We start from the raw sequence: 3,224 nt of genomic DNA on the forward strand, positions 1-3,224 counted from the left end.
AGAGAAGGATTTGCATGCTCACGCGAAGATGATCGGCCTCGATGAGGTGAAGTTCATGGCGTGTCTGAATGGCGGAGGGAAAAAAGCGGGAGTACGCGAGGACATCGCCGAAGCGGTCAAAGCGGGTATTCGCGGGACCCCGACATTTCTCATTGGCCTGACGGAGCCGGGAAAATCCACGGTGAAGACGGTCAGGAGAATACGCGGGGCGCAACCCTACCCGCGCTTTAAGGCCATAATCGACCAACTGTTGGCATCAAAAAAGAAAAAATAATCACACATATTAATGGTGAATATTTAAATAAATGAAGGTTTTCTAAGGCGGGGGAGTGTCGAAAGGAGCAAATGTATCCCGGTCAGTTCTATGACATCATCTTTTGGGACGTTTTGGACCGCGACCGCGGAAAGAATGTATGAACTTGGTTACAGCGGTTTTCTCGTAACTCGGCAGCGTGAGGCGCTTAGTCCAGGCTGTGAGGACAATCGATTTGCCGAGTCCAGGTTTTCGCGTCACGATCACGCCGGACCAAGGATTCGTATAGAGCACCGCCCATTGCCGCAGAGAGGTCATAACTTCAGCGCTCGGTTCATCATAATGTAAAACAATGTTTCCGTGTTCGAGGGCATGTACAATGCGTGTTGGTGGGAGAGGTTTTTTATGGAATCCAGTGTTGAAGTCAGCATCCTCGTGCGGCCCTGAGGTCGGGTAGGAATCAGGGTAGGAGAATTTTTCCCCCGAACGGAGGTGGGTAGCTCCAGCAGAAGGGATGGTATTGATCTTCGAAGTCACATTCTTTCCCGGAATTAAGCCTCCCGGTATCTTGTTTTCCCCGCCGCTTGGCCAGAAAACATAGCCGGTGCCGATGGCAATAATAACAACAGCCAACCATATGAAGGGGCTAGCAAGTATGCTTTTAGGTAAAGAATTACTTGCATTGACCATTATGTGCTCCAAAGCGAAAAACCACGAAATTTTTGGTAAAAATTATACCAAGTAGAATCAAGTTGCTAGCCTATTTTACTTCAGATTCAATAACAAAGCTATATTTTAGGAGGTTTAATTGCCTAAGAAAAAGAAGTCTCCACGGACAAAGGGAAACAAGAAGCCACCTCAAAAAAAGAAGAGCGGCCAAAATGTAGGCGCTTACTTGATAGGCGTTTTGCTCGCGCTAGGTCTTTTGGGGGGCGGGTATGCTTTGTTTTTAGAAAATGGTAATTCTCAGGAAGGTCAGGTGGCACGTCCCGTTATTGCACCCCAAAAAACTCAAAATGCGAACGTGGTTAGCTCCACATCGGCGGGAAAAACTCTTTTCAAGAAAAATTGTATGAAATGCCATGGACCGGAAGCTAAGGGAAGCACCGAAGGCCCACCTTTGGTTCATCGATACTATGAGCCGAATCATCATTCGGACGCCGCATTTCATCAGGCTGTCAGAAGGGGAGCTAGGCAGCACCACTGGAGGTTCGGAAACATGGAGCCCGTCCCCGGTGTATCGCCCGAGGAAGTGGGCGTGATCATTCGTTATGTTCGTAATTTGCAGCGAAAAGCTGGTGTCTATTAATTGCTATTACATCGCTAATGTAAATATTTTCATTTCATCAAATCTACCCTTGCATGGCGAAATAGTAATTCGTCATGCACAGGACCGGGTTCGGTGATTTTGAGCCGTGCTCGGTTCAGCGGCCTTGCCCGGTGGATGAAAATTCGCCGAATTCGAAAGTCGGAAATTCGCTGACCAGGAGAGGGGGAGTGCCTTATCTTACAGAGCACGGTATCAGGCCCCCCCGTCTAGAAAGGCCGCTGGGCGAGAATCATATAGGATTCGGGGGTTTGGCGCTGGTAGTCCTGAACCGCGAGACCGGCATCCTGGCACCAAGCTTGAATGCGTTCGGGCGCGATCCGATGCTCCTGTGGGGGCCCTTGTTCGCCGGGTCCCTCCGGATGGAACTCCGCCACCAGGACTCGGCCTCCAGGCACAATCATTCGTTCCACGTTGCGCAGGATGCCAGGCGGGTCGTCCGCGTGGTGCAGGACCATCGAGATCATTGCCGCGTCCGCGGGGAGGTTCGCGGGGAGATCCGCAGGCTCCAGCGCGGCGGCGTCCGCGGTGATCCTCTGGATCTGCACTATCCCTCGCTCCCTTTGTAAACCCTCCAGGTAGGCCAGAGCCTCGGCAGACCTGTCAATCGCGTAGACGACCCCACCGACCCCCACTCGATCTGCGAGCACCAGGCTCACGAAGCCAGGCCCGGAGCCCATGTCCAGTACGCGGTCCCCCGGCTGGAGGGCCAGGGCTTCCAGCCATTCCTCCACCAGGCCGGCCCGCATTTCCTGCCGCTTGTACACCTCAGCCCAGGTAATGTGGCTCAAGTCTTTTCGATACGAACCTGTCATGCCGCCCCCTTGCTACACGCCGAACTGCGTGACCGACCACATAACGATCCCGATGGTGAGGAGGATCGAGACCCCGTTCAGAATACGCATGGATCTCGGGCACCCGGCATCCCGCATACGGTAGGCCAGCCCACCTGCTATGAGCAGCGACATGAGCAGCATCGCCCGGCGTAGGAGGGGGAACGCGGTCATTAGGCCCGTCCCGGTGCCGCCCAGCCCAGCCGCCAGTAGCAGCATGTGAAGCGTGTGGTGCTGGCTCGCAAGGAATGCCAGTAGCACGGCCCCAATCGAGCCGACCGAGGAGAATCTTCCCTTCATTGTTCCTTGCACTTTCAACCCTTTCCCCTCCCGAGTCTCACGGCGCCTGCCGAGCGCAGGCTACCCGCTTGCGAGGGTGCCGACAAGAACAAAACGCTCTCCGTGTGCTGGTTGGATTGATGGGTTAAGCCTCTAGAGCGCTATGAGAGAAATGGGGTGTCATAGGTTTTTCGCTTTCTCAACCAATTCTTTCGACGTCATCTAATCGTGGACGAGCAGGATCTGAAAACGGCCGCTAGTGCCATCGAGACCTTGGTCAACGGGAAATCAGACAAGTGAAAATCGAGGCGCGAGTGAGATTGGTGGATCAAAGCGAGCACAATTTTAGCACAGTCGAGGGTCACAGTAGATTTCGTGCCGGGCGAAAAATGACATAACTAATTGATTTAATTGGCGGGAATGCGTGGGAGTCGAACCCACCTGCGAAGTGATTAGCCCCGCACACTGGATTTGAAGTCCAGGCGGCACACCGGCACCGATCCACTCCCACCGGGGAGAATACATCGCCGTA

The 3,224-nt window shown here is 53.7% G+C and carries 5 protein-coding genes and 1 tRNA gene; 2 read left to right on the plus strand and 4 right to left on the minus strand.

Annotation, left to right across the window (positions count from 1 at the left end; all coding sequences use genetic code 11):
- Window positions 1–274: thioredoxin domain-containing protein (locus HOJ95_16015; GenBank protein ID MBT6396204.1), on the plus strand; the 274-nt coding region annotated here is incomplete at its 5' end.
- A 96-nt stretch (window positions 275–370) separates the two neighbouring features.
- Here HOJ95_16015 and HOJ95_16020 read toward each other — a convergent pair.
- Window positions 371–943: a DUF3105 domain-containing protein gene (locus HOJ95_16020; protein ID MBT6396205.1), complete on the minus strand. Its 573-nt coding sequence runs from the start codon at window positions 941–943 to the stop codon at window positions 371–373.
- A 118-nt stretch (window positions 944–1,061) separates the two neighbouring features.
- Between HOJ95_16020 and HOJ95_16025 the strand changes: the two genes are divergently transcribed.
- On the plus strand, window positions 1,062–1,562 hold the full coding sequence (locus tag HOJ95_16025; GenBank protein MBT6396206.1) for a cytochrome c: 501 nt from the start codon (window positions 1,062–1,064) through the stop codon (window positions 1,560–1,562).
- A 227-nt stretch (window positions 1,563–1,789) separates the two neighbouring features.
- Here the strand turns inward: HOJ95_16025 and HOJ95_16030 are convergent, their stop codons facing one another.
- The 3 genes from HOJ95_16030 to HOJ95_16040 form a co-directional block, all read right to left on the minus strand.
- Window positions 1,790–2,395, minus strand: coding sequence for a methyltransferase domain-containing protein (locus HOJ95_16030; GenBank protein ID MBT6396207.1), 606 nt, complete (start codon window positions 2,393–2,395; stop codon window positions 1,790–1,792).
- Window positions 2,396–2,407: 12 nt separating this feature from the next.
- Entirely contained in the window at window positions 2,408–2,731 is a 324-nt protein-coding gene (locus HOJ95_16035; GenBank protein ID MBT6396208.1) for a hypothetical protein, read from the minus strand.
- 373 nt (window positions 2,732–3,104) lie between these two features.
- Window positions 3,105–3,201: transfer RNA gene (locus HOJ95_16040), tRNA-Sec, on the minus strand.
- Between the last annotated feature and the right edge of the window lie 23 nt (window positions 3,202–3,224).

The organism is Nitrospinaceae bacterium, from assembly GCA_018669005.1.
Taxonomy (GTDB): domain Bacteria; phylum UBA8248; class UBA8248; order UBA8248; family UBA8248; genus UBA8248.